The sequence below is a fragment of the Thiohalocapsa sp. genome (assembly GCF_019695415.1).
Taxonomy (GTDB): Bacteria; Pseudomonadota; Gammaproteobacteria; order Chromatiales; family Chromatiaceae; genus Thiohalocapsa.
In genome coordinates this window covers 1-4,067 of record NZ_JAIFKJ010000599.1, presented here as the reverse complement: position 1 = coordinate 4,067, position 4,067 = coordinate 1, and the positions used below count along the sequence as shown (strand labels likewise).

Annotated in this window: 2 protein-coding genes and 1 tRNA gene; all 3 read left to right on the top strand. The window is 63.0% G+C overall.

Annotation, left to right across the window (positions count from 1 at the left end; genetic code table 11):
* The first annotated feature begins 89 nt into the window (after window positions 1–89).
* The 3 genes from I6U14_RS16490 to I6U14_RS16480 all read left to right on the top strand — a co-directional run bounded on the left by I6U14_RS16490 (window position 90) and on the right by I6U14_RS16480 (window position 3,999).
* Complete coding sequence (locus I6U14_RS16490) at window positions 90–2,165, top strand: M3 family metallopeptidase (protein ID WP_296900690.1); 2,076 nt, start codon at window positions 90–92, stop codon at window positions 2,163–2,165.
* Window positions 2,166–2,432: 267 nt separating this feature from the next.
* Window positions 2,433–2,522 (top strand) — tRNA-Ser (locus I6U14_RS16485).
* 664 nt (window positions 2,523–3,186) lie between these two features.
* Window positions 3,187–3,999, top strand: a complete 813-nt coding sequence (locus I6U14_RS16480; RefSeq protein ID WP_296900687.1) for a tetratricopeptide repeat protein — start codon at window positions 3,187–3,189, stop codon at window positions 3,997–3,999.
* Window positions 4,000–4,067: the final 68 nt, after the last annotated feature.

The window sequence follows — 4,067 nt, the reverse complement described above, 5'->3', positions numbered from 1 at the left end:
CCAATAAATCGGTGCTTCCCTAAAGCCCGGACCAGACTTGCCGACATCAGCACTGTCACACCCAACCCAGCCGACGGACGACGCCGCCCATGACGAACCCCCTCCTCGAAGACCGCACCCTGCCCGACTTCCAGCGCATACAGCCCGAGCATATCGAGCCGGCCATCGATCAGCTGCTGGCAGACGGCCGCGCACTTGTCGCCGAGCTGGGCACAGAGGCGGACAGCGCCACGTGGGAGAGCTTCGTCGAGCGCATCGAGCTCGAGGATGACCGGCTGTCCCGCGCCTGGTCGCCCGTGAGCCATCTCAACTCCGTCATGAACTCCGACGCGCTGCGCGCGGCTTACAACGCCTGCCTGCCGAAGCTCTCGGACTACGCTAGCGAGGTGGGGCAGAACACCGCCTTGTACCGCGGCTATCAGCGCGTCGCCGAGCAGCCGGGCCTGAGCGACGCGCAGCGCAAGATGCTCGACAACACGCTGCGCGACCTGCACCTCGCCGGCGTCGACCTGCCCGAGGACAAAAAGGCCCGGTTTCGCGAAATCAGCCAGAGCCTCAGCCGGCTGACCAACCAGTTCGCGGAAAACGTCCTCGACGCCACCAACGGCTGGCATAAGCAGATCACCGACGAGTCCGCCCTCGCCGGCGTGCCGGCGGCGGGCAAGGCCCTGGCCAAGCACGAAGCCGAGTCCCGCGGCCTGGAGGGCTGGGTGCTGACCCTGGACTTCCCGTCCTTCGAGCCGGTCATGAAGCACGCCGACGACCGGGACCTGCGCCGTGAGGTCTATACGGCTTACAGCACCCGCGCATCGGACCAGGGTCCACAGGCCGGCCAGTGGGACAACACGCCGGTCATGGAAGAGATCCTGGCTCTGCGGCACGAGCAGGCGCAGTTATTGGGCTTCAGCAACTATGCCGAGCTGTCACTGGCACCCAAGATGGCCCGAGACACGGAAGAGGTCATGGGCTTTCTCAACGACCTCGCCGAGCGTGCAATGCCCCAGGCCCACGCCGAGCTCCAAGAGCTGCGCGACTTTGCGCGCGATACGGACGGCCTGGAGGACCTCGCGCCTTGGGACCTGATGTACTACGGCGAGAAGCTTCGCGTCGCGCGCTTCGACATCAGCGACGAGGCCCTGAAGCCGTACTTCCCGCTGGAAGGCGTCATCAGCGGCATGTTCCGCGTCGCCGAAAAGCTCTTCGACGTGGCGATCGAGCAGGCAGCCGCCGACAACACCTGGCACCCAGACGTCCGCCGCTATGTCATCCAAGACGCCGACGGCACCCCTCGCGCCGAGTGCTACCTGGACCCCTTCGCACGGCAGAAGAAGCAGGGTGGCGCCTGGATGAACGGAGCGGTGAGCCGGATGGTCATGAGCGGGCGCAGGCAGCTGCCCATTGCCTACCTCGTCTGCAATTTCACGCCGCCCGTGGCCGGCCATCCGAGCTTGCTCACCCACCGCGAGGTCGAGACCCTGTTCCATGAGTTCGGCCATGGCCTGCACCACATGCTGACGCGCGTGGACTACCCGCCCGTGGCCGGCATCCACGGCGTGCCCTGGGACGCCGTGGAGCTGCCGAGTCAGTTTCTGGAGAATTGGTGCTGGGAGCGGGAATCCCTCGACCTCTTCGCCCGCCACCATGAGACCGGCGAGCCCATCCCCGAAGAGCTCTTCCAGCGCATGCTCGACGCCAAGCACTTCCAGTCCGCCATGCAGATGGTGCGCCAGCTGGAATTCGCGCTGTTCGACTTCCGTATTCACATGGAATATGACCCGGCACAGGGCGCACGCATCTACGAGATCCTGGACCAAGTCCGCGATCAGGTGGCTGTGCTCAAGCCGCCGGCCTGGAACCGCTTCGCCCATGGCTTCTCGCACATCTTCGCGGGCGGCTACGCGGCAGGCTACTTCAGCTACAAGTGGGCCGAAGTGCTCTCGGCGGATGCCTTCTCGCTTTTCGAGGAGCGCGGCGTCTTCGACCCGGAAACCGGCCGCGCCTTCCGGGAGCTCATTCTGGAGCGCGGCGGCTCCGCGGACGCCATGGAGCTCTTCACCGCCTTCCGAGGCCGCGAGCCCAAGGTGGACGCGCTGCTCCGGCACAGCGGCATCGGTACCGCAATGCAGGCCGGCGACGCTGATGGCGAAATGCAGCGGGTCGCCTAGACGTTTCTACTGCTCAGCGTGACCCCGAGGGGCGTCGGACGGGGCGCTTCGCGTGAGAGCGCCCCGCGGAGTGATGGTCAGCATGACACATCGTCGCTATACTGACGGGCTGAGCGTTGGTGAGCGTTTCTACCGCCACCAGAGCCAGGGCACATCGTCACTTTCGTCATCCAACAACAGGAGGCGGCGCGAAGGGCATCCGCTCGGTAGCGGCCAGAGACGACACGACGACGCACACGGCAGCGCGCCCATGGCGCGGCGTTTTTCGGAGAGGTGCCGGAGTGGCCGAACGGGCCTGACTCGAAATCAGGTGTACGCGCGAGCGTACCGTGGGTTCGAATCCCACCCTCTCCGCCAAATCATGGCCCTTCCTTAACCCCTTCTCCCTCCCCAGCGCCAGCTGCGCCAAAGCGCCTGCCCGCAGCGGTGAGGCCTCCCAAGCCCATAAAGTCAGACTGCATCCCGGCGATCAACCTCTGGCCGCGCAGACCAAAGGCGCTCGCCTCCCGTGTGCTGGACGAGCGCCACGCAGACCATTCTTGCGAACGCCGGCGCCCCGCATTCAACGAGGGCGCAAGGCGTATTCGTCACCCTTTGACGGCAAGCAAAGCCGGAATCATAATTTTGTTGTCGAGCCGCCATCAGATCACGCACCGGCCGCGGAACGCATGCAGGGCGCCCTCGTTTATGCAGACGTTTCCCTCGCACCCTGTTCGGCTCTCAAGGGAACGCAGATTTGTTTGCGTTTCCCGTACGAGGTAAGACGCCCCGCCATGTTCAGGCTTGTCAAGCCCTCGAAATTCAAGGAGCCGGGTAATCGGTCTTTCCGGGTCTGCCCGATTTTCGGAAAACCCAGGCCGATCAATCGTTATCTCCCCAACCGCTGAGGTTAAGGGCGTTTGGAAGCCGCATTCTCGAAATCCGTGCCGATTTTGGCCGAGTTGGCCGACGATCGGTATCTTCGACGAACAGCGAAGAGCCTACCCGCTGGTTCTCAGCGCTTTTATGGTCCGATCGGATTATGATGACTGAATCAAAAGCGCAAAAGCGCATACGTTCGAGCCTGTCGTTTCTGGTCTTTGCTGCCTGCCTCTTTACGTGGCAAAGCGCCTTGTCCCTCGGCTGGGTGCCGACCCCAAAGGAATACTTCCTGTTGCCTGATTATTGCCAGGCGAAGATGTCCGATTACATGCGTGGGCCAGTGGCCGGCAAGATTGGCAGCACTTCCCCTTGGCGCAGAGAAGCCGCCTCGATGCTCGTACCTGCATCCCACATCCCGAGGTGGAAGCAGAAGGTCGGAAGCACAGATTTCCTACACCTGCACCACTACTGCTACGGCCTCGCCATCATGTCGAATGCAGAGGATCCGGGGGCATTGAGGAAGAGCGGCTATTCGGCCAAAGAGAGGTACGCTCAAGCAGTTAAAGAAATCGACTACACGCGGTCAAAATCGCGCCCTGGTGCACCGTTGTGGGACGTTATGTCGATCGCCTACGCGCGCGCGCTTGCCGGCGCCGGGCAGTGGTCGCAATCGAAAGCCGTGTTCGAGGACGTGATCGCAAGCAGCCCGCGCGACCCAGATGCATGGGTCGAGTATGCGAAATTGCTGAAGCGCCGAGGTGAAATCAACGACGCGATCGCCCTATTAGAACAGGGATTAAAGATGGCAAGTAATCGCGGCCCCCTGCTCTATTGGTTGGCGATCTATCAATACGATTTGGGTGACCTGACTCGCGCTGCCGAAACAGCGCAACAAGCCCAGGCGGCGGGCATGAAAATGGACTCCCTCACCAGAAAACTTCGAGGAGCAGGCCGATCCAGACCTGCGGACTGACTCGTCATCGGCTGCTAGGGAGATGCTGATTGATTGGGCATCCTGCCCAAAAATCAGACGGAGCCGGG